This window comes from Aquabacterium soli (assembly GCF_003933735.1).
GTDB lineage: Bacteria > Pseudomonadota > Gammaproteobacteria > Burkholderiales > Burkholderiaceae_C > Aquabacterium > Aquabacterium soli.
This window is the reverse complement of sequence record NZ_RSED01000020.1, coordinates 60,197-85,255: the sequence shown is the minus strand read 5'-3', so window position 1 is coordinate 85,255 and position 25,059 is coordinate 60,197. Positions and strand designations below refer to the sequence as shown.

29 protein-coding genes and 1 pseudogene are annotated in these 25,059 nt (G+C 64.4%); 17 read left to right on the top strand and 13 right to left on the bottom strand.

The genetic code is table 11. The features are described 5' to 3' along the window. The first annotated feature begins 26 nt into the window (after nucleotides 1-26). From EIP75_RS19880 to EIP75_RS19830, 10 genes and pseudogenes are all read left to right on the top strand, one after another. A complete protein-coding gene (locus tag EIP75_RS19880; protein WP_006226010.1) occupies nucleotides 27-380 on the top strand; it encodes a DUF3085 domain-containing protein in 354 nt (117 codons plus the stop codon). Between the two features lie 366 nt (nucleotides 381-746). Further along, nucleotides 747-1,676: a DUF3577 domain-containing protein gene (locus tag EIP75_RS19870; RefSeq protein ID WP_006226011.1), complete on the top strand. Its 930-nt coding sequence runs from the start codon at nucleotides 747-749 to the stop codon at nucleotides 1,674-1,676. Nucleotides 1,677-1,734: 58 nt separating this feature from the next. Next, a complete protein-coding gene (locus tag EIP75_RS19865; RefSeq protein ID WP_006226012.1) occupies nucleotides 1,735-2,424 on the top strand; it encodes a DUF3275 family protein in 690 nt (229 codons plus the stop codon). Nucleotides 2,425-2,518: 94 nt separating this feature from the next. Next, nucleotides 2,519-2,845, top strand: a complete 327-nt coding sequence (locus tag EIP75_RS19860) for a hypothetical protein (RefSeq protein ID WP_006226013.1) — start codon at nucleotides 2,519-2,521, stop codon at nucleotides 2,843-2,845. Between the two features lie 102 nt (nucleotides 2,846-2,947). Continuing rightward, on the top strand, nucleotides 2,948-3,289 hold the full coding sequence (locus tag EIP75_RS19855; protein ID WP_016852814.1) for a hypothetical protein: 342 nt from the start codon (nucleotides 2,948-2,950) through the stop codon (nucleotides 3,287-3,289). Nucleotides 3,290-3,393: 104 nt separating this feature from the next. Beyond that, nucleotides 3,394-4,044 (top strand): hypothetical protein, encoded by a 651-nt coding sequence (locus tag EIP75_RS19850; RefSeq protein ID WP_006226015.1) that lies wholly within the window; start codon nucleotides 3,394-3,396, stop codon nucleotides 4,042-4,044. Nucleotides 4,045-4,084: 40 nt separating this feature from the next. Then, nucleotides 4,085-5,218, top strand: a complete 1,134-nt coding sequence (locus tag EIP75_RS19845; protein WP_254919932.1) for a DUF6094 domain-containing protein — start codon at nucleotides 4,085-4,087, stop codon at nucleotides 5,216-5,218. Nucleotides 5,219-5,268: 50 nt separating this feature from the next. Then, nucleotides 5,269-5,589 carry a hypothetical protein gene (locus EIP75_RS19840; RefSeq protein WP_003120017.1) on the top strand — a complete coding sequence of 107 codons (321 nt, stop codon included), beginning with the start codon at nucleotides 5,269-5,271 and terminating at the stop codon, nucleotides 5,587-5,589. 89 nt (nucleotides 5,590-5,678) lie between these two features. Beyond that, nucleotides 5,679-5,986 (top strand): annotated as a pseudogene (locus tag EIP75_RS19835) (hypothetical protein). A gap of 136 nt (nucleotides 5,987-6,122) precedes the next feature. After that, on the top strand, nucleotides 6,123-8,402 hold the full coding sequence (locus EIP75_RS19830) for a helicase-related protein (RefSeq protein WP_006226018.1): 2,280 nt from the start codon (nucleotides 6,123-6,125) through the stop codon (nucleotides 8,400-8,402). A 58-nt stretch (nucleotides 8,403-8,460) separates the two neighbouring features. On the opposite strand, the gene arsH is transcribed toward EIP75_RS19830, so the two are convergent. Genes arsH through EIP75_RS19805 form a run of 5 tightly spaced genes read right to left on the bottom strand, consistent with a single transcriptional unit; the run spans nucleotide 8,461 to nucleotide 11,520 of the window. Then, nucleotides 8,461-9,183, bottom strand: coding sequence for an arsenical resistance protein ArsH (gene arsH / locus EIP75_RS19825; RefSeq protein ID WP_003120015.1), 723 nt, complete (start codon nucleotides 9,181-9,183; stop codon nucleotides 8,461-8,463). After that, a complete protein-coding gene (gene arsC, locus EIP75_RS19820; RefSeq protein ID WP_006217715.1) occupies nucleotides 9,176-9,598 on the bottom strand; it encodes an arsenate reductase (glutaredoxin) in 423 nt (140 codons plus the stop codon). The genes arsH and arsC overlap by 8 nt, the downstream gene beginning before the upstream one ends. A gap of 16 nt (nucleotides 9,599-9,614) precedes the next feature. After that, nucleotides 9,615-10,691 carry an ACR3 family arsenite efflux transporter gene (arsB, locus tag EIP75_RS19815; protein WP_006226019.1) on the bottom strand — a complete coding sequence of 359 codons (1,077 nt, stop codon included), beginning with the start codon at nucleotides 10,689-10,691 and terminating at the stop codon, nucleotides 9,615-9,617. Between the two features lie 11 nt (nucleotides 10,692-10,702). Then, nucleotides 10,703-11,197 carry an arsenate reductase ArsC gene (locus EIP75_RS19810; RefSeq protein WP_006226020.1) on the bottom strand — a complete coding sequence of 165 codons (495 nt, stop codon included), beginning with the start codon at nucleotides 11,195-11,197 and terminating at the stop codon, nucleotides 10,703-10,705. Between the two features lie 2 nt (nucleotides 11,198-11,199). After that, on the bottom strand, nucleotides 11,200-11,520 hold the full coding sequence (locus tag EIP75_RS19805; protein ID WP_003120011.1) for an ArsR/SmtB family transcription factor: 321 nt from the start codon (nucleotides 11,518-11,520) through the stop codon (nucleotides 11,200-11,202). Nucleotides 11,521-11,688: 168 nt separating this feature from the next. Between EIP75_RS19805 and pilL2 the strand changes: the two genes are divergently transcribed. The 7 genes from pilL2 to EIP75_RS19770 are packed head-to-tail and all read left to right on the top strand — an operon-like array spanning nucleotide 11,689 to nucleotide 17,718. Then, the gene (pilL2, locus tag EIP75_RS19800) at nucleotides 11,689-12,267 is read left to right on the top strand and encodes a PFGI-1 class ICE element type IV pilus protein PilL2 (RefSeq protein WP_016852812.1); all 579 of its coding nucleotides are present in this window, start codon (nucleotides 11,689-11,691) and stop codon (nucleotides 12,265-12,267) included. Continuing rightward, nucleotides 12,264-12,908 (top strand): PilN family protein, encoded by a 645-nt coding sequence (locus EIP75_RS19795; protein ID WP_003120009.1) that lies wholly within the window; start codon nucleotides 12,264-12,266, stop codon nucleotides 12,906-12,908. The genes pilL2 and EIP75_RS19795 overlap by 4 nt, the downstream gene beginning before the upstream one ends. A 12-nt stretch (nucleotides 12,909-12,920) precedes the next feature. After that, entirely contained in the window at nucleotides 12,921-13,646 is a 726-nt protein-coding gene (locus EIP75_RS19790; protein ID WP_003120008.1) for a TIGR03759 family integrating conjugative element protein, read from the top strand. Next, nucleotides 13,628-14,230, top strand: a complete 603-nt coding sequence (locus tag EIP75_RS19785) for a transglycosylase SLT domain-containing protein (protein WP_006226021.1) — start codon at nucleotides 13,628-13,630, stop codon at nucleotides 14,228-14,230. The genes EIP75_RS19790 and EIP75_RS19785 overlap by 19 nt, the downstream gene beginning before the upstream one ends. Continuing rightward, entirely contained in the window at nucleotides 14,227-14,775 is a 549-nt protein-coding gene (locus EIP75_RS19780) for an integrating conjugative element protein (RefSeq protein ID WP_006226022.1), read from the top strand. Before EIP75_RS19785 ends, EIP75_RS19780 begins: the two co-directional genes overlap by 4 nt. A gap of 4 nt (nucleotides 14,776-14,779) precedes the next feature. Then, entirely contained in the window at nucleotides 14,780-16,972 is a 2,193-nt protein-coding gene (traD, locus tag EIP75_RS19775; RefSeq protein WP_006226023.1) for a type IV conjugative transfer system coupling protein TraD, read from the top strand. Further along, nucleotides 16,969-17,718 (top strand): TIGR03747 family integrating conjugative element membrane protein, encoded by a 750-nt coding sequence (locus tag EIP75_RS19770; protein WP_006226024.1) that lies wholly within the window; start codon nucleotides 16,969-16,971, stop codon nucleotides 17,716-17,718. The genes traD and EIP75_RS19770 overlap by 4 nt, the downstream gene beginning before the upstream one ends. A gap of 40 nt (nucleotides 17,719-17,758) precedes the next feature. Here EIP75_RS19770 and EIP75_RS19765 read toward each other — a convergent pair whose 3' ends face one another. Genes EIP75_RS19765 through EIP75_RS19730 form a run of 8 tightly spaced genes read right to left on the bottom strand, consistent with a single transcriptional unit; the run spans nucleotide 17,759 to nucleotide 24,997 of the window. Further along, complete coding sequence (locus tag EIP75_RS19765; RefSeq protein WP_006226025.1) at nucleotides 17,759-20,383, bottom strand: AAA family ATPase; 2,625 nt, start codon at nucleotides 20,381-20,383, stop codon at nucleotides 17,759-17,761. Between the two features lie 9 nt (nucleotides 20,384-20,392). Continuing rightward, complete coding sequence (gene nucC / locus EIP75_RS19760) at nucleotides 20,393-21,118, bottom strand: CBASS effector endonuclease NucC (RefSeq protein WP_043555297.1); 726 nt, start codon at nucleotides 21,116-21,118, stop codon at nucleotides 20,393-20,395. 38 nt (nucleotides 21,119-21,156) lie between these two features. Further along, nucleotides 21,157-22,059 (bottom strand): CBASS oligonucleotide cyclase, encoded by a 903-nt coding sequence (locus EIP75_RS19755; RefSeq protein WP_003090158.1) that lies wholly within the window; start codon nucleotides 22,057-22,059, stop codon nucleotides 21,157-21,159. Beyond that, nucleotides 22,059-22,559 carry a type III CBASS phage resistance system CD-NTase-associated protein Cap7 gene (cap7, locus tag EIP75_RS19750; protein ID WP_003090159.1) on the bottom strand — a complete coding sequence of 167 codons (501 nt, stop codon included), beginning with the start codon at nucleotides 22,557-22,559 and terminating at the stop codon, nucleotides 22,059-22,061. The genes EIP75_RS19755 and cap7 overlap by 1 nt, the downstream gene beginning before the upstream one ends. Beyond that, entirely contained in the window at nucleotides 22,556-23,026 is a 471-nt protein-coding gene (gene cap8 / locus EIP75_RS19745) for a type III CBASS phage resistance system CD-NTase-associated protein Cap8 (RefSeq protein WP_003090160.1), read from the bottom strand. The genes cap7 and cap8 overlap by 4 nt, the downstream gene beginning before the upstream one ends. After that, nucleotides 23,023-23,937, bottom strand: a complete 915-nt coding sequence (cap6, locus tag EIP75_RS19740) for a CBASS system CD-NTase-associated protein Cap6 (protein ID WP_016852809.1) — start codon at nucleotides 23,935-23,937, stop codon at nucleotides 23,023-23,025. Before cap6 ends, cap8 begins: the two co-directional genes overlap by 4 nt. A 17-nt stretch (nucleotides 23,938-23,954) precedes the next feature. Further along, entirely contained in the window at nucleotides 23,955-24,530 is a 576-nt protein-coding gene (locus tag EIP75_RS19735; RefSeq protein WP_003153636.1) for a PIN domain-containing protein, read from the bottom strand. Beyond that, a complete protein-coding gene (locus tag EIP75_RS19730) occupies nucleotides 24,527-24,997 on the bottom strand; it encodes a helix-turn-helix domain-containing protein (protein ID WP_003050245.1) in 471 nt (156 codons plus the stop codon). Before EIP75_RS19730 ends, EIP75_RS19735 begins: the two co-directional genes overlap by 4 nt. Nucleotides 24,998-25,059: the final 62 nt, after the last annotated feature.

Genomic DNA, 25,059 nt, shown 5'->3' with positions numbered 1-25,059 from the left:
TCTATTCCACATAGGAGATTTCAACCATGTCACTGCGATTCAAAGGCTCCGACCTGCGCCCCGTGCTGACCGAGGCCATCGCCAGCCAATGCCGCGTCATCCTGGTCAAGGACCAGGGCGTGTACTTCCTCGCCGAGCAGGGAGAGCGCCGCCCGGATGGGCGTGTGAAGCTGCTGGCCTATGCCGTCGGCTGCAACCCGGATACCGACCCGTTCGACGACTGGTGGGAACTGGCGCGCGCCGAACTGGGCGGCGACGACTTCGGGGAGTACTTCGACCCGAAGGACGGCGTATTCACGCGCATCCTGCACACCGAAGACGACCTGATGCTGTCGGCCACCGCCACACATCTGTCGCTGGAGGTGGTGCCTCCCGCATAGCGCGGCAACCGCCACTCGACTCTCGCAGCCCCCCACACCGGGGGCTTTCTTTTGCGCTGAGCCGGGCTGCGTGGACAAAGGGAAACGCGCGGATGCCAATTGATTGCTGTCGCGCGCGCGAGGCCCGGCCATGCTGACCCCATGCCTGCTGACGCTGTCAGCGACATGCCAGGCAACCATCGGTCTTCGAGGTTGCGGCGCAGTTTCCACTGCGTGACCGAGCCAGCTCGCACCGCATCCATCCGCGAGCGGCCACCAGTCCCTGGTGGCGGATGCTTTCGCCTTATCAACCCACCGCGGGGTTACGCACCTTTCCCCGCATGCGTGGGCTCGGTGTGTCTCCGCTTTTCCCTATGGAGATTCACCATGAACACCACTTCCAACGAGAAATCGTATTTCGACCTCCACACCTCGGGCATCGGCTACCTCCAGCGTGTCCGTGAGGTGCCCGTCAGGGGCGGCCGCCGTGCGCAGCCCTTCCTGGCCTGCACCATCGCCGCGCTGGTCGGCCCCGCCAGGGACCCGAGCTACCGCTACTTCGACGTCAAGGTCTCGGGTGCCGAGGCCAAGAAGCTCGTTCAGCGCTACATCGGCGTTGACGATTCCAAGCAGCGACCGCTGGTGCGCTTTCGCCTCGGCGACCTCTGGGGCGATGCCTACATCCGCGACAAGGGCGAACAGAAAGGCCAGGCCGCCGCATCCCTCAAGGCGCGACTGCTCAAGGCCGAGCTGATCGAGCGGGCCGAACTGGCTTCGATCGAGCAGCACGAGTTGATCACCCGTGGCATCGGCTACCTCAACCGTCCGAAGGACGTCACCCCCAAGGATGGTGACCCGTTCCTGTCGTGCTCCATCGCCGCGCTGGCCGGACCTGTCGATGAACCGGAATATCGGTACTTCGACACGATCGTCGCCACCCCTGAAGCCGAGCATCTGGTTCGCCGATGCGTGCAGGCCATCGAGGGGGATCGCAAGGTGCTGATCGCCTTTCGTCTGAACGACATGAAGATCGATCCGTACATCCGCACCAAGGGCGAGCACGCTGGGGAACCGGCCGCAAGCCTGGAATCGACGCTGGTCCACATCGGTCTGATCAAGATCGACGGCACCCAGGTCTATCCGACGAGCCAGGCGCATGCCGAGGCAGCGCCAGCGGAGGACGCACCCGCGTCCGAAGCCGCCAACGCCATCGACACTGCCGCCGACGCCGTTTCCTACCAATCTGCCGAGCCCGCCGAGCGCGAGCCCGAATGTGCAGTCGAGGAGCAGGAGCCGGCATTGGCTGCTTCGTTCTGATCCGGCACGGCCCCTCACGGGGCCTTGCCTTTTTCCTATTCGTCCAAGGAGAACCATCATGGCAGCCACATCGGCACCTACGAGATCAGCCCTACCCATCGTCGTCCCGGGCCAGCTCACGTTGCGGACCATCCGGGGCAAGAACGGCCCGTTCACGGTTGGGCGCCTTTCTACCCCCATCGGCGAGTTCGCGGTTAAAGACGCGGAGTTGGAGCAGTACCCCGAAGGAAAGTACGACGGGGATTTCGTCATTCGCTACATCTTCGCGAAGTCCTATCCGGTCGCGGGCGGCGCGCGGTTTGAAGTGCGCGCAAACCTCGACGGCATGACGCTCAACGGCATCGACAAACTGAGTCGTGATGAGGCCCGCAGCTTCGCCACCCAGGAAGTCGATCCACTCGATGAAGAGCTGGGGACGCAGCCTGCGGAAACGCCGGCCAAGCCCGCCAAGGCCTCCAGACCCGCCAAGCCCGCACCCGTGCAGGCCTCGGCGGACCCGCTGGTCGATACCACGCCCTTCGGTGTGGATGCACCGACGCCCGCTGCGGCGGCTGCCCCTGGCAGCACCGAAGAGGGCGACGTTGCTTTGTTCGGCTTGCTCTGGCCGCTGGGCGATTCCGTGAAATTGGATTCGACCATCGACCGCCGCGCCCTGCGCGCGCAGATCGCCCGCCTGGGCGATCTGGGCTACGCGCTGGACTTCAAAACGCAGGAGTGGAGCCGCCAGGCCGAACTGCAACCTGCGTGATCGCAGACACCGCATGCGCGGTGTTCTTCATCCACCCGCCGGGGCTCTTTCCCTATGCGGGGAGGCCCCCGGCTTTCTTCTGGAGGTCTCCATCATGTCCACCATCGATTGCGATACACCCCGTTCTTCGCTGGGTGAACCCGCGTGGCGAGCTGTTTGCAAGACAGCCGCCGAGCACGCCCAGCGTGGTTGTGGCCTGTCCTGGGACCACTGGGTCACGCTTTTCAGTTCGGAGATCGACGCGCAAGCCAGTCGATTGCCGGAAGAGCAACGCGCACAGGCGCTGCAGATCGCACAGGAATGGGGCTACGCCACACCGGCCGAAAGGCAGGAAACCCAGGACTGGAACGCCGAAAACGGCTACTGCTCGCACGGAATCGAACTGGGTTATTGCCCGTCCGGTTGCGATTCGGACTATTGAGGTCCGGCACACGTCATCGCCGCTTGCGCGGCTTTTCTCCACCCCTTGGGGCAGCACCTGCCTCAGGGGCGGTGCTGTTTCCGATTCACCGAGGACATCACCATGAGTCGGCACTACTTCGACACCGTTCACAAGGGCTTTCCCATCACCGTCGTACTGGGCTGGGACCGGCCGGCAAATTACTTCTTCCTATTCATCGAAAAGCCGGCCGAGCTGATCGACGATACCGCGAAGGTCGAGAGCGACGACTTCTTGTACAGCAACCTGCACGAGAGCGACCCGTTCAACCACTACCTGGACTACTACCGAGTGGTCCTGCGCCATTTCCACATCGACGTGCCCGAAAGCATGTTCACCGAAGTCCAACAGGACTGCGAGGGCAACATTGGCAACCGTGTAGTCAAGCATCAGGCCGACGGCTCGTTCACCGAACAGACGTTCTGAACGCCCAAGCGGATCGAACACCTTATCCGCATTCCTTCATCCCTAACGGGGCATTCGCTGCCCCTGCGGGCGGTGCTGCCCCTCATTTCATCGAGGACACCACCATGCACGCACACACTTCATCCACCACGCTGTTCCACATCGACGAATGCCCGGACGTTATGGCCGACGCTTGCGTCGGCGATGACCAGGGCAACCTGATCTTCCTGTCCATCTGGGCGCGCGACACCGCCGTCCAGCAGTTCCTTGCCCGCCTGACCCTCGGGCGCGACGAGCAGGGACTGGACCAGTTCCACATCATCACCGACGAGGGCGGCAGCGTCCCGGTGTTCATCGGCAACGTCGATCGTCTGGAGAAGCGCATCACGCGCGCTTACCGACGCACGCTGTTCGGTTCGCTGTCCAACGTGTGGCTGTTCGACCGGCGCTGCGTCAAGCCCGATAGGGCCAACGCCAGCGCATTGGCACTGCTGCCACGCGACAGCGCCCACCGGCTCGACCGCTTGTGGACGTTGGTGCGGGATACCTGCCCGTTACCGCTACTCGACCACTGGCGCGAGACCGTGCTGGAACTGCTGCAAAGCCGCGAGATGCTGGCCCGCCTTCCGTTCGCCCTCGGGCCGCTGGAAGGCCATCGGCTCGCCATCGACGTGCCGGCGCTGAGCTTGGCGCTGGGCTCCCTGATCCGCAGTGACGCGCTCACCGCCTATCCCTATCCGGCCAAGATTTGGACGCCGGAAGCGGTAGCGGCTTGACCCACCCTCGGAGGCACGCCTTGGCGTGCTTCCGTCATTCATCCCCGCCAACCAGGAGACTTCCATGGCTCTCATGTTCCCGCGGCTCGCCCGCAATTTCGCCAAAAATGGGTACTACCCGACCGACGAACCCACGCTCGAAAGAGCCCTCAACGCACTGATGCCCAGCGACGGGCCGATGTGCATCCTCGATCCCTGCGCCGGTGAAGGCGTGGCAATCGCCGAAGCCTCTCATGCCCTCGGGCGCGAACAGGCCAAGGCGTTCGCCGTCGAATTCGACGCCGAGCGGGCGCGCCATGCCCGCGGCCTGGTCGATCACTGCCTGCACGCGGACCTGATGGACACGATGATCTCCAAGCAGTCCTTCGGACTACTGTGGCTGAATCCACCGTATGGCGACCTGTCCAAGGACGTCAACGGCAACATCGGCTATCAGGGCCAGGGCCGTGCCCGCCTCGAAAAGCTGTTCTATCAGCGTTCGCTGTCGCTGTTGCAATACGGCGGCGTGCTGGTCTTCATCGTCCCCGGCTACGTGCTCGACGCGGAGCTGGTCGGCTGGTTGACGCGCCACTACACCGATCTGCGTATCTACCGAGCGGTGGAAACGCAGTTCAAGCAGGTGGTGATCTTCGGCCGCCGGGTCCGTCAGCGGGAGCTGGCACCCGATGGCGTCAAGGCCGTGCGCAATCTGCTGCTGCAGGTTGGGCTTGGCGAAGTCGAAGCCGAGGAACTGCCGAGCGAATGGCCGTTCCTGCCGTACATCGTCCCCGCCAGTCCGGCCGAGCCGGAGCATTTCTTCCGCGTGACGATGGAGCCCGAACAGTTCGCCGACGAGGTTGGCCGGCTGCAAGGCCTTTGGCCGTCGCTGGACACGCACTTGGGGACCGCGCAGCAGTCGCTGCGTCCACCGGCGCGGGCCTTGTCCCACTGGCATCTCGCCCTGGCTCTGGCCGCGGGCGCGATCTCCGGCGTCGTGCGCTCCCAGACGGGGCGCGTGCTCGTCGTCAAAGGTGACACCCACAAGGACAAGACGCTCCAGCGGGAATTCACCGAACGCGAAGACGGCTCCATCGCCGAGACACGCATCCTCACCGACAAGTTCGTGCCTGTCATCCGCGCGTGGGACATGACGCCTGGCTCCCCGACACGGGGCGAGGTGTTGACCATTCGCTGATCCACCGGACGCGCTGCCGTCCTGCTGTACCAACTCGAAGGAGAAACACCATGATCCCCAATCCGTTCAAGCGGCCTGCGCCGCACAAGCAACCGTTGTTCACACCGAGTACGTTGAAGTTGAGCGAGAAGGTGCATTGGCTGGCCCGGCGAGGCCTGATTGACCCCTTGGCCTATGTCCAGCGCCATGTGCGCGGGGACTGGGGCGAGATCGATGAGGCCACCCGCCAAGCGAACGACGTGGCGATCCAACAGGACAACCTGATGATTTCGCAGTTCAGGATCACGCCGGACCTGGCGCTGATCGTCAAGACCAGCGAAGACCACCAGACCACGGTGGTCCAGCTTCCCGAAGAGCGGGACCTGATCTGAGGCCCCACATCGTCATCTTCATCCACCTGACGGAGCCACTTCACTCCGGCAGGGGTGTCGTGGCCCAATGAACCATCAAGGAGGAGCCCATGGCATCGCATCGTATCGAAACCTACTGCCACAGGCTGACGTTCCCCATTGGGGCGCTCATCTTCAGCAGAGGTATCAACCGCCTGTTCAACGCGGGTCGCCTGGACCCGATTCCGTACTTCAGACGGCACGCCCGCGGCGACTGGGGCGACGTCACCGCCCAGCAATGGGGGAGGCCAACAGCTCTGCGCTTCAATCAGGCGCGCCACTGGAATCGCACTACGTGATCCACCCGGGACTCGCCATTCGCATCATCACCGATACGGGGCGCAGCATCACCGCCATCGTGCTGCCGTCCGAGGACTGAGCACGGTTCACCCGCGGGCCACCCAGGCCAGCATCTTCAACCACCTTCGGCCACGCGCCGATTCTCCTCCCACCACGGGGCATGCCATTGCCCCGCTGGGGGTGGTGCATGCCCCATTTTTCTTTGGAGCATCACCATGTCCCTCGATCTCGAAACCACTGCCGCTGAAGCCACGCCCGTGCAGGGCGAACTGCTGGACGCGGAATCCAACCCTCTGACCCTGAGCCTTCAGGATTTCGTCGGCGAGTTCGGCGACGAACTGCTCGACGCCCTCAACAGCGCCAACCCGCCGGTCTATACCGGCCAACCGCAGGCGCACCGGCAACTCGTCGTCGCCAGCCTCAAGCGCAAGCTGTTCCCAGCACAGGCCGAAGTCGTCCACGCCGCCGCCGAGCTGCTGATCGACCGTGGCGAACGCGCCGCGATCGTCAATGGCGAGATGGGCTGCGGTAAGACGACCGTCGGCATCGCCGCGGCCGCCGTGCTCAACGCCGAAGGCTACCGCCGCACTCTGGTCCTGTCGCCACCGCACCTGGTTTACAAGTGGCGGCGGGAGATCCAGGAGACGGTGGCCGGCGCCAAGGTATGGGTGCTCAATGGGCCGGATACGCTCGTCAAACTCATCAAGCTGCGTGAGCAGTTGGGTGTGCAGCCCACGGGCCAGGAGTTCTTCGTCCTGGGGCGCGTCAGGATGCGGATGGGTTTCCACTGGAAGCCTGTCTTCACCACGCGACGCACCCGCCACGGCGACGTGGCGGCTTGCCCGGACTGCGGCACGGTTATCACCGACCTCGACGGCGAGCCGGTCAACCCGGTCGCTCTCCAAGCCGATGAGTACCGCAGGAAGTGCAGCCATTGCGCCGCGCCCCTGTGGACGCTGATCCGCCCGCGCAGCCTGTCCGGCAGCGATCAATCCTCGGCCGTGCTCAAAGCCTTGAAGCGCATTCCGACGATCGGGGAAGTCACCGCGCAGAAGCTGATGCAGAAGTTCGGGGACGGGTTCCTGGCATCGATGCTCGGCGACAACATCCACGAGTTCATCAACTTGATGGACGGCAACGGCGAGCTGGTGTTTTCTGACCGTCAGGCCACGCGCATGGAACGTGCGATGGCCAACATGGAGTTCGGCTTCGGCGAGGGCGGCTACCAACCGTCCGAGTTCATCAAGAGGTACCTGCCGCAAGGCACGTTCGACCTGCTGATCGCCGACGAGGCCCATGAGTACAAGAACGGCGGCAGTGCCCAAGGCCAGGCCATGGGCGTGCTGGCGGCGAAGGCTCGCAAGACCTTGCTGCTGACTGGCACGCTGATGGGCGGCTATGGGGACGACCTGTTCTATCTGCTGTTCCGAGCCCTGCCTGGGCGGATGATCGAAGACGGCTACCGCCCGACCACGAGCGGCAGCATGACCTCGGCTGCGATGGCGTTCATGCGCGATCACGGGGTCTTGAAGGACATCTACTCCGAGAGCACCGGCACGGCGCACAAGACGGCCAAGGGCACCAAGGTATCGGTGCGCACGGTCAAGGCCCCGGGCTTCGGCCCCAAGGGCGTCTTGCGCTGCATCCTGCCGTTCACGATCTTCCTCAAGCTCAAGGACATCGGCGGCAACGTCCTGCCGCCTTATGACGAGGAGTTCCGTGAAGTCGCGATGGACACGGCACAAGCCGCGGCCTACCGCGATCTGGCGGGTCGGCTGACCGCCGAGCTGAAACAGGCTCTGGCGCGACGCGATACGACCTTGCTGGGCGTGGTTCTCAACGTGCTGCTGGCCTGGCCGGATTGCTGCTTCCGGTCGGAGACCGTGGTGCATCCGCGCACGCGCAACACCTTGGCGTTCGTCCCGGCTCAGTTCAACGAGTTCGAGGTGACACCGAAAGAGCGCGAGCTGATCGACATCTGCAAAGAGGAGAAGGCACAGGGTCGCAAGGTCCTGGCCTACACGGTCTATACCGGCACGCGCGACACCACGTCGCGCCTGAAGGTGCTGCTGGAGCAGGAGGGCTTCAAAGTGGCGGTGCTGCGCGCGAGCGTGGACGCCAGCCGCCGCGAAGACTGGATCGCCGAGCAACTGGACCGTGGCATCGACGTGCTCATCACTAACCCCGAGCTGGTCAAGACGGGGCTGGACCTGTTGGAGTTCCCGACGATCGTGTTCATGCAGTCGGGCTACAACGTGTACTCGCTCCAGCAGGCGGCACGCCGCTCCTGGCGCATCGGGCAAAAGCAGCCCGTGCGCGTGATCTACCTTGGCTATGCCGGTTCTTCGCAGATGACCTGCCTGGAGCTGATGGCCAAGAAGATCATGGTCTCGCAGTCCACCTCGGGCGACGTGCCTGAATCCGGGCTCGATGTTCTGAACCAGGATGGTGATTCCGTCGAGGTCGCACTGGCCCGGCAATTGGTCGCCGCCTGAACTTCACACAATGCCGACGACCGAGAGGTCGTCGGCTTTTTTTCAGTGCCTTGCATCGTCAAATTGCACCTTGCCGTACACGCTTGGACAGTGATTCAGCGCCCTCTTTGCGCTCGCTGTACCGATCCACCAGATACGGGACCGCGTCGCGCGTGAGCAGCGTGAACTTCATCAGTTCTTCCATCACGTCCACGATGCGGTCGTAATAGGCCGAGGGCTTCATGCGCCCGACCTCGTCGAACTCCTGGTATGCCTTGGCGACCGAGGACTGGTTCGGGATGGTCAGCATCCGCATCCAGCGGCCGAGCACGCGCATCTGGTTGACCGCGTTGAAGGACTGCGAGCCGCCCGACACCTGCATCACCGCCAGCGTCTTGCCCTGGGTCGGGCGCACCGCGCCGACCGACAGCGGAATCCAGTCGATCTGCGTCTTCATCAGGCCGGTCATCGCGCCGTGGCGCTCCGGCGAACTCCACACCATGCCTTCGGCCCATTGCACCAGTTCGTGCAGTTCCTTGACCTTGGGGTGATCAGCGGGTGCATCGTCCACCAGCGGCAGGCCGGACGGATTGAACAATCGGGTTTCACCGCCCAGCGCCCGCAGGATGCGGGCGGCTTCTTCGGCTGCGAGGCGGCTGAACGAGCGTTCGCGCAGCGAGCCGTAGAGCAGCAGGAAGCGCGGCGCGTGGGTGGTCCGTGCCGGCGCGAACAGGTGTTCGGCGTCTGGTTGCTGGAACAGCGCCGCGTCGATGTTTGGCAGGTCGAGGCGGGCTTCAGACACGACGGCCTTTCTCATCAACCAGCGGCTCGCCGTCTTCCTTGTTGAACGCGCCGCGCTGCGGTTGCGGCAGAAGGTCGAGCACGGCTTCCGATGGCCGGCACAGGCGCACACCCAGCGGCGTGACCACGATCGGCCGGTTGATGAGAATGGGATGCTGGAGCATGAAACCGATCAGGTCGTCGTCGCTCCACTTCGGGTTGCCCAGGTCGAGTTCGGCATAGGGCGTACCTTTCTCGCGCAGTATGTCCCGCACCGGCACGCCCATCGCCGCGATCAGCGCCTGGAGCGTGTCGCGGCCGGGCGGCGTCTTCAGGTACTCGATGATGGTCGGTTCCTCGCCGCTGTTGCGGATCAGGCCCAGCACGTTGCGCGATGTGCCGCAGGCTGGGTTGTGGTAGATCGTGATGGTGCTCATGGATGCCTCTTGGAGATTACGAAGTGGTCGCGCGGCGTTCGTACCAGCCGCGTGAGCGGTTGACCACCCGCACCACCAGCAGCATGACCGGCACCTCGATGAGCACGCCGACCACTGTTGCGAGTGCCGCACCGGAATGGAAGCCGAATAGGCTGATGGCGGCGGCCACGGCCAGCTCGAAGAAGTTGCTGGCACCAATCAACGCGGATGGCCCAGCGACGCAGTGCTTTTCGCCCGCCTGGCGGTTGAGCCAGTACGCCAGCCCGGAATTGAAGAACACCTGGATCAGGATCGGCACCGCGAGCATGGCGATCACCAGCGGCTGCCGGATGATGGCCTCGCCTTGGAAGGCGAACAGCAGCACCAGCGTCAGCAACAGCGCGGCGATGGACAACGGGCCGATGCGTTCCAGTGCCCTGTCGAACGCGGCCTGTCCCTTGCGCAGCAGCGCCCGGCGCCAAAGCTGGGCCAGGATGACCGGAATGACGATGTACAAACCCACCGACACCAGCAAGGTGTCCCAAGGCACCGTGATCGAGGACAGGCCCAGCAGCAGGCCGACGATGGGTGCGAAGGCGAGCACCATGATGGTGTCGTTCAAGGCCACTTGCGACAGCGTAAATGCCGGATCGCCGCCAGTCAGTCGGCTCCAAACGAAAACCATTGCGGTGCACGGTGCGGCAGCCAGCAGGATCAGGCCGGCGATGTAGCTGTCGAGTTGGTCGGCGGGCAGCCAATCAGCAAAAGCGTGGCGGATGAAGATCCACGCCAGAAGTGCCATTGAGAACGGCTTGACGGCCCAATTGATGAACAGCGTGATCCCCATGCCTCGCCAATGCTGGCGCACCTGGCCGAGCGCGGCGAAGTCCACCTTCAGCAGCATAGGGATGATCATCACCCAGATCAGCAAGCCCACCGGCAGGTTGACTTGAGCGATCTCCATGCGGCCGATGGCCTGGAATGCGGCGGGCGCGAACTGGCCCAGAGCGATACCCGCGATGATGCACACCGCCACCCATAGCGTCAGGTAACGCTCAAAGCCGCTCATGGCGGAGTTTGCTGGCGCGGGGCCGGCGGTATCGGTTGCGCTCATCGGTTCAGGCCTCACTGGCGGCCGATGTCGCGCAGTTCGCGCTGCAACGACATGGCATCTAGACTCTTGATCGGCAGCGACAGGAACAACTCGATGCGTCGGCGCAGCGTCATGGCGGTATCGAAGAACGCCTTGCTTTGTCGTTCCAAGGAGCCTTCCACGGCAGCCGGGTCAGGCACGCCCCAATGCGCCGACACCGGCTTGCCCGGCCATAGAGGACAAGCCTCGCCGGCTGCGTTGTCGCAGACGGTGAAGATGAAATCGAACACCGGCGCATCGGGCTTCACGAACTCGTCCCAGCTCTTGCTGCGGTAGCCCGTTGTCGGAAGGTGCAGCCGCTCCAGCGTGGCGAGCGCCAGCGGGTGAACTTCGCCTTTCGGATGGCTACCTGCCGACCAGGCGTGAAACCGCCCCTGGCCCATGTCGTTGAGGATGCCTTCGGCGAGGATGGAGCGGGCCGAATTGCCCGTACAGATGAACAAGGCGTTGTAAGTGGTATCGGTCATGGTCAGCAGCAGGTCTTGGATGGAGAAACCTCGCATACGCCACCTTGGCAGCAATGCTCGGTCAGGTAGCCGATGAGGCCGTTCATGTGGCCGTACTCGGCCCGATAGATCAGGTTGCGACCCTGCTGCTCGATGGTGACGAGGCCGGCATGGGCCAGCTCCTTCAAGTGGAAGGACAAGGTGTTGCGGGCCACGTCGAGCTGGTCGGCTAGCGTGCTTGGCGTCAGTCCGCCCGGGCCAGCAACGACCAAGGCGCGGAACACGCGCAGGCGCTGGGTGTGAGCCAGGGCGTTTAAGGCGGAAATGGCTTGATCTTCTTGCATTGTTCGATAATACAACAATTATTGAATCAATGTGCAAACCACAGTTGGGTTTGCGGGTTGCGCTATGTGTTGGACTGCAAAAGCGGGTAGCTCCCAGTTCGCATTCCTGACTGACCGCGCCGCCGCGCGCGGCCAAGGTATCGGCATCGCAACAGAAGAGCCGATGCCATGCCCGCAATCCATGTATCCCGGCACTTGGTCGGCGCCGGCCTCCTGGCCGCAGCCCTGCCCAGTGGCTGCGCGACCACCACGGCGCCGCTCGCACCCGATGCCATCGAGGAAGTCTCGGCCGCGCCCGAACCCGAGGCGCCCGAGTACATCCCGGTCGTGCGCTACGGCCGCTACACGCTGGTCGAGTTGGCACCCACGGCAGCGCAGCGCGACCTGCTGTTGCAGACCATCGACGTGTCCATGCCCGAGGATGCCCGCGCCACGGTCGGCGACGGGATGCGGCATGTGCTCAAGCGCAGCGGCTACGGCCTTTGCGAGACCGCGCATGCCGTGATCGAACTGTACGCGCTGCCGCTGCCGGCGGCACATCTGCATCTCGGCCCCATGACCTTGCGCCATGCGCTGCTCACGCTGGCTGGGCCGTCCTGGGAACTGCACGCGGATGACCGCGCACGGCAAATCTGCTTCGATCGGCCCGGCGACCGTGCAGTCGCCGAGTCCCCATCCGGGCCACTCGCCACCGAGACGGTGCAGACGTTCCCGCTGGCGCCTGCGGTTTCGGGAGGCCAGCCATGAATGCCTCGCATCCCGCCCAACGCTCAACCGCGGCGGTTGTCATACAGAGCCTGTTCTGGCTTTGGCTGATCGGCCTCAGTGTCATCGTGGCGCTGGGCTACCTGGCGATGCGCGATCAAACCGACCAGGATCGGCTGGATTCCCGCCTGCAGCGCCTGGAAGCGCAGGCGACTGGCCTGGCCGAGACCATCGAGGCCATCCAGCAGCGCCCAGCCGTCGCAACGGCCGCTGACCTCAAGGACACCCGCCAAGTCCTGGAAGCACGCGCTGCCCAGGTCGAGAAGTCGCTGAGCGGCTATGCCGCCGCTGATGACCTTCAGGCGCTACGCGCCGAAATCGAGCAGATCAAGACGCGCCAGACCGCCGCGCGTGCCGCAGCCCCCGCCCAGCCGCGCGCATCACGCCCGGCCGCCGCCTCCAAGGCCGAACCGCCGCCGCTGCCGTTCCGCGTCGTCGGCGCCGAACTGCGCGCTGGCCAGCGCAGCGTGTCCGTCGCGCCGAGCACCGGGGACTTCATGCCCGCCCAACTTCAGGTGCTGCTGCCCGGGGATGCGGTCGGCCCGTGGCGCCTGCAGGCGATCGAGGGCAACACCGCAGTGTTCCAGGCCGGCAACCAGACCCGCCGTGTGGCGATTCCCTGACCGGAGCACCCCATGAAGCCGTCGATCCTCCTTTCCGCGCTCGTGTTGGCGTCGGTGCAGTGGCCCATCTGGGCGCAGCAGCCCGCAACGGCCCCGGCGCGCAATGCGCAAAGCCAGGAGCGCCCGCTGGCCGCCCGCGTGCTGGACGATCGGGCGGCCAGTGAATGGGGCCTGCAACCGCAGGAGTGGACTCGCTATCGCGAGCTGATGGACGGGCCGCTGGGCATCTACTCGCCCAACCTGGACCCGCTGTCCGCCCTGGGCATCGAGGCACGCACTGACGAAGAGCGGCGGCGCTACGCAGAGCTGCAGGTGCAGGTCGAAGCGCGCCGCGTCGAGAAGCTGCTCGCCTACCAGCGCGCCTACGACGAAGCCTGGCAGCGCCTGAACCCCGGCATGCAGCGCGTGAACCTGCCCGACGACAAGCCCGGCGCCGGTCCCGTGCGTGGTAGAGGCCGCACCGCGGTGTTCGTCAAGGATGGCTGCGCTGCCTGCGGGCAGCTCGTACAGCGTCTGCAATCCTCAGGCGCCGATTTCGACCTGTACATGGTCGGAAGCCGCCAGGACGACGCGCGCATCCGCGACTGGGCCAAGCGCGCGCAGATCGACCCGGCGCGCGTGCGCGCCGGCAGCATCACGCTCAACCACGATGGCGGCCGCTGGCTGTCGCTGGGCCTGCCCGGTGATTTGCCCGCAGCCGTGCGCGAGGTGAACGGCCAATGGCAGCGCCAGCCGTAGCTGCCCCCGTATCGCAGTTCTTGCGCGCACTGGTGCTCTCTGCAGGCGTGTATGCCAGCACCCCCCATGCCCAGGAGGTGCCGCCACCGGCCTACCAGCTTGCCGCCCAGCGCGCGGGCATCCCTTCGACGGTGCTCTACGCCGTGGCCTTGCAGGAGAGCGGCATCCGGCGCAACGGGCGCATCGTCCCATGGCCGTGGTCCCTCAACGTCGCCGGCCAATCGCGCCGCTTCGCCACGCGCGCCGACGCCTGCGCTGGCCTGCAGCAGGCGATGCGCGCCACGCCGCACACGCGCATCGACGCGGGCCTGGGCCAGATCAACCTTGGCTACCACAAGCACCGCTTCACCGGCGCGTGCGATCTGCTGGACCCGTACCGCAACCTCGCCGTTGCCGCCGAGATCCTGAAGGAGCAGCACACCCCCGGCGAGGACTGGCTGCTGGCGATCGGCCGCTACCACCGCCCCGCTGGCGGCGAGCCCGCCGTCCGCTATCGGCGCAGCGTGTCCCGCCACCTTGCCCGCGTGCAGGGCACGCGCCCAACCGCCGCGGTCTTCGCCGCGCGCCAGGAGACCTCCCCATGACGAAACCCCATCCGGTCCAACTCGCGCTCACGGGCCTGCTCATGCTGCTGTCAGGCCTGCCGCTGGCCTCGCGTGCTGGCGAGCCGCTGATCGTGGTCGAGGACCGTGGCGGCACGTCGGCATTGCCGTACTACGAAGCCCTGAACCTCCAGCCGCGCGCCAACGCGCCGGCCCGCCCCCCCATCCCGACGCCCCGGGTTCCCGCCACGCCAGCGGACGAAGCCGCGATGCTGCCGGTGCGCAGCAGCAAGCTCACGCCCGGTACCGTCGCGCGGCGCGTGATCGAAGCGCCCGGCCTGCGGCCGTTCGCGGTCATCGGCGACGACGAGGCTTCCCGGGTCTGGTTGCAGCGCCGCGCCGCCGCTTTGCGTGAACGCGGCGCGGTCGGCCTGGTGGTCAACGTCGAGACCGCGCAGAGCCTGGCACGGCTGCGCGCTCTGGTGCCTGGCGTACCGCTCGCGCCCGTGGCCGGCGACGACCTGGCCGATCGCCTGGGCCTGCGGCACTACCCGGCGCTGATCACGGCCACCGGCATCGAGCAATGAAGCCATGTCAGGCAAACAGCCGGTCGAGGTTCTGCTACGCCCAGCGGTGGAGCTATACACCGTCGCGGCGTGTGCAGGCGCCGCGTTTCTGTGCCTGGTGGCCCCATGGTCGCTCGCGCTGAGCCCGGCCATGGGCATCGGCAGCGCCTTGGCGTTCGGCGCCTACGGCGCGATCCGCTACCGCGATGCCCGCATCATCCTGCGCTACCGGCGCAACATCCGCCGTCTGCCGCGTTACGTGATGACCAGCAAGGACGTGCCGGTCAGCCAGCAGCGCCTATTCGTGGGGCGCGGCTTTCTCTGGGAGCAGAAGCACACGCATCGGCTGATGCAGACGTACCGGCCCGAGTTCCGCCGCTACGTCGAGCCGACGCCGGCCTACCGGCTGGCCAGGCGCCTGGAGGAACGGCTGGAGTTCGCGCCATTGCCGCTCTCTCGCCTGCCGAAGCTCACCGGCTGGGACGTGCCTTTCAACCCCGTGCGCCCGTTGCCGCCTGTCGGCGGCCTGCCAAGGCTGCACGGCATCGAGCCCGACGAAGTGGACGTCAGCCTGCCGCTGGGCGAGCGCGTCGGGCACTCGCTGGTGCTGGGCACCACGCGGGTGGGCAAGACGCGCCTGGCCGAATTGTTCGTCACGCAGGACATCCGCCGCAGGAATGCTGCCGGCGAGCATGAGGTCGTCATCGTCATCGACCCCAAGGGGGATGCCGATCTCTTGAAACGGATGTACGTCGAAGCCCAGCGCGCTGGCCGCGAAGGCGAGTTCTACATCTTCCACTTGGGCTGGCCGGAAATCAGCGCCCGCTACAACGCCGTGGGCCGCTTCGGTCGGATCTCGGAAGTGGCGACACGCATCGCGGGGCAGCTCTCCGGCGAAGGCAACAGCGCGGCGTTCCGCGAGTTCGCATGGCGCTTCGTGAACATCATCGCCCGCGCCCTGGTGGAACTGGGGCAGCGCCCGGACTACATGCTGATCCAGCGCCACGTCATCAACATCGACGCGCTGTTCATTGAGTACGCCCAGCACTACTTTGCCAAGACGGAGCCCAAGGCCTGGGAGGTGATCGTCCAGATCGAGGCCAAGCTCAACGAGAAGAACATCCCAAGGAACATGATCGGGCGCGAGAAGCGTGTGGTGGCGCTGGAGCAATACCTCTCCCAGGCGCGCAACTACGACCCTGTGCTCGATGGCCTGCGCTCGGCGGTGCGCTACGACAAGACCTACTTCGACAAGATCGTTGCATCGCTGCTGCCGCTGCTGGAAAAGCTCACGAGCGGCAAGATCGCCCATCTCCTGGCGCCGAACTACTCCGACCTGGCCGACCCGCGCCCGATCTTCGACTGGATGCAGGTCATCCGAAAGCGGGCCATCGTCTATGTGGGTCTGGATGCGTTGTCTGACGCCGAGGTCGCCGCAGCGGTCGGCAATTCGATGTTCTCTGACCTGGTTTCGGTGGCCGGACACATCTACAAGCACGGAATCGACGATGGCCTGCCGGGCGCATCGGCTGGTGCGCGCGTGCCGATCAACGTGCATGCGGACGAGTTCAATGAATTGATGGGTGACGAGTTCATTCCGCTCATCAACAAGGGCGGTGGCGCGGGCCTACAAGTCACCGCCTACACGCAAACGCTTTCGGACATCGAGGCCCGCATCGGAAATCGCGCGAAGGCCGGCCAAGTGATCGGGAATTTCAACAATTTATTCATGTTGCGCGTGCGCGAGACGGCCACCGCGGAACTGCTGACGAGGCAGTTGCCGAAGGTCGAGGTCTATACGACCACCATCGTCTCGGGCGCGACGGACAGCTCAGACATCCGCGGCGCGACGGACTTCACGTCGAACACCCAGGACCGCATCAGCATGTCCAGCGTGCCGATGATCGAGCCGTCACACGTCGTCGGTCTGCCCAAGGGCCAGTGCTTCGCGCTGCTGCAGGGCGGCCAGCTTTGGAAGGTACGCATGCCGCTGCCGGCGCCGGACCCGGATGAAGTGATGCCGGCGGACCTGCAGCAACTGGCCGGGTACATGCGCCAGAGCTACAGCGAGGCCACGCAGTGGTGGGAGTTCACCAGCTCGCCGGCCTTGCAGGATGCGGCCTTGCCCGACGACCTGCTGGACGATGCCGCTGCGGCCGAGCCCGGCGCGGTGGCCACTGGCGCCGACGATGGCTCGGGCAACGAGGCCGTGCCATGAAGGATGCCACCTCGACCGCGCAGCGGGAGCAGAACCAACGCCAAGGCTTGATCGTCGGCACCATCACCTTACCGTTCCGGCTGCTCGGGGTGCTCATTGGCTCGCTGCTGTTCTCGATCGTGGTGGAGTGCGTCGGCATGCACCTGTTCTGGAAGGACCAGGGCTGGCGCCACTCCCAGCAGATGCTGCAGTACGAACTCGGGCACCTGTCCAACCACTTCACGCGCAGCGTGGTGGTGCAGGAGCCCGGGCGCACGGCGCACGAGCTGGTGGATACCGGGTACGAGTGGGTGTTCGTGCGCTCGGGGTTGCTGGAGCGCATGAGCCAGACCGCCGAGCGCGTCCGCGCGCCCAGCCACGGGCAGAGCCGCAACTTCCGCTACTACATCAGCCAGGTCTATGTCTGGGCCGAAAGCTACCTGATCGCTGCGGCCTTCACGACGCTCACCTTCCTGGTGCGCCTGCTGGTCCTGGTGCTCACGCTGCCGCTGATCCTCACGGCGGCATTCGTCGGCCTGATTGACGGCCTGGTGCGACGGGATGTGCGCCGGTTCGGCGCGGGCCGCGAATCCGGCTTCATCTACCACCGCGCGAAGGCCAGCCTGATGCCGTTGGCCGTGCTGCCTTGGGTCACCTATCTCGCTCTGCCCATATCGGTGCATCCTCTGGTCATCCTGCTGCCCAGCGCGGCGATGCTGGGGATGGCAGTCAGCCTGACCGCAGGCAGCTTCAAGAAGTACTTATGAGGTGACACGGGCGGCACTGCTCTGCAAAGCCGTGTGCCGTTCATCGGTTCTGCAGGGTATCAAGAGCAGCATCCAACGCCGTAACCGCCTCGACGACCGTTCTTACCGTCGCCCGATCGAACTCATGATCGCGCTGAGCGTCGTGCACACCGCTATTGAGGTAACCCCATTCAATACTCGTACCGCTGACATTGAGCAGCCTGACCAACGCCCCTACGGCATCCGGCGCACCCGCATGTTGCGCCGCGATACGCTCGACGGCCGACCGCAACTTGGTGCATTTATTGTTCAGCTCCCAAGGCGCGCGGGGCCCGCTCAGCTTGATGTCGATCCGGCCGTCCGCCCGCCGACCCAGCCACGTCCACAGGCGGTCCGTCAGACTCTCCAGCGCCGGCCGGGCCTGGCGCAGTGCCTCGCGTTTCTCGTCAGCCGCCAACGCCTGCTGGGCCAGAAGAACATAGTTCTTCGCTGGCGGGTCGCTGTCGACCCGCAGTTCGTGCTCTCCCTGATGCGGGAGAAACTTGTAGCGCTTGATGGCCGCGGCGCGGCGCACGCCCAACTCCTGCTGGATGCGGTGCAGGAACTCCTCTGCGTGCGAGGTGAGGATAACCTGCTTGCCGTGGAGCAAACCGTCCTCGAAGAAGGTACGCCAGATGCCATCGCGATGGTCGTCGTCTATCGCATTGACGACGTCATCGAAGATGACCACGGGGCAGCCCTGCGCGAGGTTCTTGGCAAGCAGAATCGCCAGACCCAAGCATTTGATGTGCCCTTCGCTGAAGACGATCAACGCGTCGTAGCGCACGCCCGGCTCGCCGGCGAACTCCACCTCGATCTTGCCGTTCTCGGCCACGGGCAACCACAGCGCGTGCAGCAGATCGCCGGGCGGATCGGCCCGGTTGAATGCGTTGTAGAGATGGCGGGCTTGGTCTCCCAGCCCCTGTAGCAGAACCCCCGGCAGAGCGGTCAGGTATGCCTGAATCTCGGGTAGGAAGCCGTCGTAGGCGGCCTTGACCCGCTGATGGTGCACCACCACCGGCATTTCGTCCGTGGCCGCCTGGATCAGGCCGCGGTTCGCGTCGTCGAATTGGGCCACGGTTTGGCGGGCGGCCGCCAGCTCCTGATCCGCAGTCGTGCGCATGGTCCGCAGCCGTTCGATCTCCAGCTGATGCTGTTGCAGGCGGTCGCGCTCCTGGGCCATCGCGCCGCGCTGGGCATGCACGTCGCGCGCCTGCGCGTCGAAGCCTTCGATGATCTGTGCGATCCGTAAGAGGGCTTGCCAGGCGCGCTGGTCCCCATTCACCCAGCCGCCGAGCCAATTGCCCGCCGACGTGGGAGGCAGCAGTGGCAGGCCCGCGGCCTGCGATTCGGCAGGACAAGCGACCCCAGCCGCCGCCACCACGCGGCGCATTTCGTCCCACAGCGCTCGGACCGCCTCGCTCAACTGCGTCCGATGCCCGGCCTCTTGCTGCTGCAGGACGGCCAGTTGCGCGAGCTGCTCCAGGCCCATTCGCGCCCTGGCGAACGGGTCCTGTGCCACAGCGGCCAGTCCGGTTCCACATGCCGGACACGCGGTCGCCCCGTCCGCCAACGCTTGCACGGCCTCGTAGAGCTTCGCGTACGACACCTCGCCCGCGCGGGCCGCGAGTTGCGCGGAAGACGCTTGCCACAGTCCCTGGACGCGGTAGGCCTCTGCCAGCAACGCTTGCAGGCGGGCCTGGGTCACCTCGTGAATGGCAGGCGGGTTGGCGTCCAGCTGAGCCTGGACATACGGTAGCCGTCCTTGCTGCTGCGGCGTACCCAGCAGCCAGTCCACGCAGGCTTGATAGGTCGCGCCAGGTGACATGCGCTGCGCCAAAGCTTGTTCCAGGCCCTCGACCGCTGCGATCTTCTGCGGGTAGGCGGCGATGGTCTGTTCGGAGCTCGCCAACCGCAGGCGACGCTGCGCCAGCTGCGCCGCCTGCACGCCGGCAAGCATCAGGTCCTGATCGAGCGAGGGGTTGAAGCCGCGCACGAACTCGCTGAACTGGTCCACGCCGAACAGGGTGGCGATGAGCTGGCGCTGATCGCTCGGGGTCCGCGCGGCGATTCGGGCGAAATCGTCGAGGCGGTTCTTCTCGATGAAGCAGAAGCGATACTCAGCTTCGTCGGGCTGGACGGCCTGCGCTTCGCCCGCCGCCGTAGACGACAGGACTGGCGCGACGTGGCGGCGCAGGCGAGCGTTGTTGCAGTACGTCCGCTGGTCGACCCGCTTGGCCTGCGCTTCGCTGATCGAACCGAGCATCGCCACTTCCAAGGCTTCGCAGAAGCTGCTCTTGCCGGTGCCGTTGGCACCGTAGACCAAGGTGATGTCATGGCTGAGGTCGAACGTCTCCTGCCGCATGAATCCTCGAAACGGCCCGACTTCGAGCTGGTGCAGTCGCCCGAGCGCCGGCCCGTTTTCGGGGCCGCGCGCGTCCCCGTCGTAGGCGACAGGCATTTGCGCCAGATGCGCGATGGCCAGCGGCGCCAAGCGCGTGGAGCGCCCCCGGCGTGCAGCACCGACCTCGGCCAGTGGCTGCAGGTGATCGAGCACCAGGTGCGCTAGCCGGCGCACGTCGTCGTGCACGTGCCGCTGCGCCAAGTGCGCCAGGAACCGGTGGTACTCCGAACGTATGCTTGCCACAGCGCCCCCTCACTTGGTCAACCACTGACCGTAAGCCTCCACATCGATCATGGGGACCGTTCCACTGAACTGAAGCTGCGCGATCAGCTTGAAAAGAAACGCGGTCGCCGGCTTGTTTTCGTTGGTGTAGCTGTGCGCGCCGCTGGCTTGGTCATAGAAAAAGTGCCCGTGGGCGGCAACGCATCCGATGTCCAGACGCCCCTCGGTGAGGTTTGCGTTCAGCGCCTTGTCCATGGATGGACCCAATGCAGGACTCCATTCGCTCTCGAAGGTGAGCAAGCCACCCAGAATCGGAATCAACGGCTTCGCTGGGTAGGTCCCGCCAGCGTGCGGGATCGGCAGGCTCGTGCGGTGCAGCCTGCGCACACTGGCGACCTTCTCCTGGGCATAGGCCACAAGCCCCGCGTCAGCCGTCTGCTTGGCCTCGAAAACGGCGTACACGCTTTCGGCTGGAATGATCGTCTCGTTCTCGTAGGTGAAGATAAAAGGCGAATATTGCCGATCAAACACCACCACATCGATCTGCTGGCTGAAGTTCCCCAGGCTGTCCACCACATGCGCCTTGGCCGCCTGGTACCGTTTGGGCAGATAGGTATCCAGCATGTCGATCCAGACGTTCTCGCTCGCATCCCCCTTCGTACCCGGGTGACCGAAGGTCTTGCGTACTACGGACAAGCGCTGCTGGATGTCCTCATGCAGGGACGACAGGAGCTGGGAAAGCGACCACTGGGACATGCTGTACCTCGATGGGACGTGTATGGAAGCCGATGGAATCAGGACAGTGGGAACTTGGGGCCAAACAGTGCGCGCCAGGCGCGAAGCGCTTCGATATTGCGACCACGACGCGCGTGGTCGATGGCGATGCTTGCGTCCTGGCTCGCCTGGAACAGCAGCTGCTGCGCGCGCTGCTTGCGCGCGGCATCCATATCGTTGCTGATCGCCGGGCCAAGTCCGGCGGGATCCGGCCACTCGTCATGAACTCGATCGGCAAGCGTGGCAAAGAACGACTGGATCTCGCGATCGAACGATCCTCCCCAGCCGCCGTAAAGACACTCAAGGGCCATTACCTCGATCAGGAACGAGGGCTTCACCGGCTTCAGATCGCCGTGCTTGGGATTGTTGTTCCAGTACTTCACCATGCGCACGAGACCTTTCCACTCATTGGCATAGGCTTGGTGCGCTGCGGTCGCCTTGTCCTTATGGATCTCCGGGTCCGTCTTGATCCACTTTCCGGACGCCGTATCGGGGATCTCATACTGGTCGCCGGTGTCGAATGCGGGCACCGCATCCACGCTGACCACCCGGTAGTCCGTGTTGTCCTCCGCGTCGATGTGAACACCGAAATCCACGTTGATCGAGCGCGCCTGTTTGCGCACGGCCGCCGAACCGTATTTCTCCACCAATGCAGAGTGGAAATCATCCAGCACTACCGATGCGGCCTTGCCGTGGTAATGCTTCTCCGAGTCCTTCAGCACGAAGAAGATGTCGATATCCTTGAGCGGCTTCGTCTTCGTGTATCGAGCATAGGAACCGGTCAGGAAGCTGCGCGCAATGCCGAACTTGGTCTGCAGGTAGTCCCGCACTTCGTTCTGGCGTTGCGAGGCATTCTTCTGTTCGCGTTCGTTGAGTTCCAGACGCGACTTGAACTTGCGAAAAGCTTCATCGATCGACAGCATCAGCGTTGCCTCCAATATCCGGCCTGACCCGCCAGGCCGCTGTGTTCGACAGTCGAGCCTAGGCTCTGCTTGACCATTCCATCCGTCGAGCGATAACTTCCTTTGCTCCATCCCTCCACATCAGGTCGCCCTGGCTTTGTATCGAGCATTAACTTGTACTTGGCCTGCGATGGCAGCAGCCCAGCTTTCTTGATCGCGTACTTCAACTGCTCGGTATCTGTCCAGAAGCTGCCGTCGCCATCGGACCACCCATACACGATGTCGATATCCCATCGGGTCACGAGCTTGTCGGTTGCCGGGTTGTAGATCTCCAGAATCACCTTGCGCAGATCACCGGTCCCGAGCCACGTCTTGATGGCTCGGGTATTGCTCTCCCAGCGATCCGCAAAGTGCTCAGGGTCCAGCCCACTGAGCAGGATGATGTCTTTCAAGCTCTTGAGGATGTTGTCGGTCACATAGGTAACCGAGTGCGTGTACGAGTAGGTGGCGACGGTGCTCATGACTTGAGGAAACCTCCGAGGTCGAGCGACAGCGCTTGCCCAGCATCGGCCTGCGCCTGCGTGGCAATTCCTTGGCTCAAGTCCCGTGCAATGATGCGAGAACTGTGCTTTTTGAGCGCGCTTTGCACCCAGCCGAGCTGCTCCTTCGGACACGGCAGCGAGACTCCCCAGTCTCCCTTCAACGGCTCGAACCCCAAGACTTCTTCGTTGGCATCATCACCATCGATCGCGTCTTCGTCGAAGAGGCAGTAGATCCTGGTCCGTGGTCCATCGCATGTCGCAACGATGGGCGCGCTCTTGGGTGCCTGGTCGGCGATCAAGCTGGCGGCCACGCCCGTCACGGCCCTGAGTTCAGAGCGAGCCGTGCCGTCCTTGCCCTGAGTGAGCAGTTCGACAATGGCATCCCATGTCTGCAACGCATCGCGGTGCGGCGAGCTGCGAAACGTCCGGCTGACAACGGTGGTCATTTTTGCTTCCCTCCTTGAAGGCGCATTTGCTTTGCCTGTCGTATCGCACTGCGCAGGTGCTCTACGGAAAGCTTGTTCGGATCGATAGCCACTTGCGGGTCGGCCGCGAGGGCGTTGGCTACGACCTTGCGAATGGCCCGACCATCCAATCCGACGCACTCGCCAGCGCACACGTCGAACTGGTGAGCCGAGGAAAGCTTGCCAATCCCCGGAAATGTCTTTGCCAGGCCATTCAGGCAGTCCACTAGGATCTGCTTGCAGGCATCCTTGCCGGGCAGTGGCACCTCCATCACCATGTCGCAACGAGATAGGAAGGCACTGTCGACGGCCTGTGGGAAGTTGCTGGTGGCCACGAACAGCAGATGCGGGTTGCGTTCGGCCAACATGTCCAACTGCACCAACACCGCGTCGGTGGCCCGGTGCACATCAACCGGGTTGGCTTCCAGGCTGAGCTTCGCTCGATCAGCCGCAAGCGTTTCGACCTCGTCCAGAAGGACGATCGTCGGGCCCGCCGCTGCGGATTCTGCGATCGATTGCGAGAACAGGTCTGCCACGGCGCGTTGAGTCTTTCCCATTGCAGAGCTCGTCAGCGTGTGAGGCTCCACTTCCAGCAATCGAAACTTCGCAGAAGAAAAAGATTCGGCCACACGATGCGCCAAGCCCCGTGCCAAGGAGGTCTTCCCAGTCCCCGGCGGGCCGACCAACAAGATCACGCCGTGCAGGGGGAGTACCGTGCGCTCCACCTTGGGGCGCACCGTGAAGTTGACGATCGCTTGTGACAGCAACTGTTTTTTGATGGCTTCGTCCATCACGATCGAATCCCACAAGTCACCCAGCGACTTATCCGGCAGCTTCCAGCTTCGATGGATGCCTTTCGGCAAAGTGGCGTCTGATGAAGGATTCTTGGTCATCCGTGGCTCTCGGCGGGTCAGAGAATGGTGCGATAGGTCGCCAGCACCTTGGTCGTTTGCACAAGGCCTTGGCGCAGCAGGATTTCGAGATAGCGGTCCACATCGATCGGCGGATGCTTGAGTTGGGCACGCTGGCGCTGCGCAGCCGACACTACGGCGGCCGCATCCAGATCCAGCAGGTTGTCCACAAACTCATCGGGGTGCTGCGATTCGATGCCGTACGGAGCCAGCAGATCGTTCGGGAAATCACGTTCGTTGAACGTCACAATCACGCTCGCACCGCAGCGAATCGCCGCAGCCAGGACGTGCCGATCATTCGGATCGGGTAATGTCAGGCCTGCCACGAGCGCTTCGTAGCCCTCCACCAAGCCGTCCGGAATGGCCCTGTCCATGAGATCCGACGTCCTGTCGACCTGAACCCGGGTGAGATCGGGGCGGTTGATCAACAGGTTGCGTTTCCACTCCTCATGAATGGCTTGGCTCCACCGCGCCCGGAAGCGGCCAGACAGGCCGAGCCACATCAGGAAATCCCGCAGTGGCGCGGGATATAGAACGCACGCGTCGTAGACGGCGGTGAATGGGGAATGCCTCATTCGTATCCCATTCCCAACTCTTGCGACTGCTGAGCGAGTTCGGCCATCGCCTGCTCACTGGCGCGCTCGCGCGCTTCCTTGTACTGCATCAGATCGGCGAACCTCACCCTGCGGTGCTTGCCGGTGCGATGAAATGCCAACACCCCATCTTCTAGCAGCTTGACGAAATGGGGACGGGACACGTTGAGCAAGTCCGCCGCCTCTTGGGTCGTCAGCTCTGCATGGACGGGCACCACCTTTACTGCATTGCCATCGGCCAACTCGGCCAGGATGTCGACCAGCAGGCGTAAAGCCGAGGTAGGCAGTTCCACCTGATGAGCCTGTTTGTGGTCATCAAAGATCTGGATGTGCTGCGTCTCGAACTGGGTTGCGAGGTAAGCCGCCAAGGCACGTTGACCCTGGACGGCTGCCTTAACCTCTCCCGCGGCGGGAAGGGTCATCTTGGATTGGGCAGTGGCGGTGGTCATGGGTAGCTCCTAAGCGAAAACGGTTGCAGAGCCGATCATATTCGAAACACTCGAAAAACGCA